The organism is Noviherbaspirillum denitrificans, assembly GCF_002211445.1.
GTDB classification, from domain to species: Bacteria; Pseudomonadota; Gammaproteobacteria; order Burkholderiales; family Burkholderiaceae_D; genus Noviherbaspirillum; species Noviherbaspirillum denitrificans.
On sequence record NZ_LSTO01000001.1, the window covers coordinates 257,977 to 259,006 of the forward strand.

Consider the following 1,030-nt stretch of genomic DNA (forward strand, 5'->3'; position numbering starts at 1 on the left):
TGGCAGCGTCGAATTCGCCGCCGCCCAGTTCGGCACGCCGCTGGTGGTGGTGCTCGGGCATTCCCGCTGCGGCGCGGTGACGGCGGCCATCGAGGATGTGCTGCGCCCGGCCAAGAATCCGTCGCGCAACATCCACTCCATTGTCGACCGCATCCGGCCCTCGGTGGTGCCGCTGGTGGCGACCGAACTCCGCCATGACCATGACGCGCTGGTCGGACATGCGGTGCGCGCCAATGTGCGTGCCTCCGCCGATCACCTGCGGCACGGCTCTGCCCTGCTCGAGCAACTGATCCAGGAAGGCAAGCTGCTGATCGTCGGCGCCGAATATTCGCTGGAAACCGGCGCCGTGGAATTCTTCGACGGCGTGCCCGAAGGCGCGTAGCAGGTTTCCATGGCGACGCTCCAGTTCACCCAGCAACTGCGGCGCTTCACCGAAACGCCCGAAATCGAGACCGGCGCGGTCACACTGCGCGAGGCACTGGAAGAAGCGTTCGCCGCCAACGGGCAGCTGCGCGGTTACATCCTCGACGAGCAGGGCCACCTGCGCAAGAACGTCGCCATCTTCATCGACGGGCAGCGTATCCGCGATCATGTTTCCCTGAACGACCCGCTTTCACCGCGCAGCACGGTGCATGTGCTGCAGGCGCTTTCCGGAGGCTGACCATGAACGACCGCGCACTCATTGCGACCCGCAAGGGCCTGTTCGAAGCAAGCCGCGCCGCCGGCGGATGGACGCTGCGCGACATCGGCTTCCTCGGCGAGCCGGTGTCGATGGTGCTGCACGACCGGCGCGACGGCGCGCTCTACGCGGCGCTCAACCTCGGCCACTTCGGCGTCAAGCTGCACCGGCGCGAGAAGGACGAGACGGACTGGACCGAAATCGCCGTGCCCGCCTATCCGCCCCAAGGCGACCGCGGCACCGATGTCGAATGGAAGCTCACGCTGCTGTGGTCGCTCGCGGCCGGCGGTAATGACGAGCCAGGCGTGCTGTGGGCCGGTACCCTGCCCGGCGGGCTGTTCCATTCGCAGG

2 protein-coding genes and 1 pseudogene are annotated in these 1,030 nt (G+C 67.5%); all 3 read left to right on the plus strand.

All coding sequences use genetic code 11. The features are described from left to right. On the plus strand, positions 1-382 hold a 382-nt coding region (locus tag AYR66_RS01275), incomplete at its 5' end, for a carbonic anhydrase (RefSeq protein ID WP_170942254.1). A gap of 9 nt (positions 383-391) precedes the next feature. Next, positions 392-661, plus strand: coding sequence for a MoaD/ThiS family protein (locus AYR66_RS01280; protein WP_088705998.1), 270 nt, complete (start codon positions 392-394; stop codon positions 659-661). Positions 662-663: 2 nt separating this feature from the next. Beyond that, positions 664-1,030: pseudogene (locus AYR66_RS01285) on the plus strand (exo-alpha-sialidase); the annotation flags it as partial.

Bases quoted from the DNA above. Each gene is read 5' to 3' on its own strand.
- AYR66_RS01280 (WP_088705998.1), top strand. From the start codon at position 392: ATGGCGACGCTCCAGTTCACCCAGCAACTGCGGCGCTTCACCGAAACG.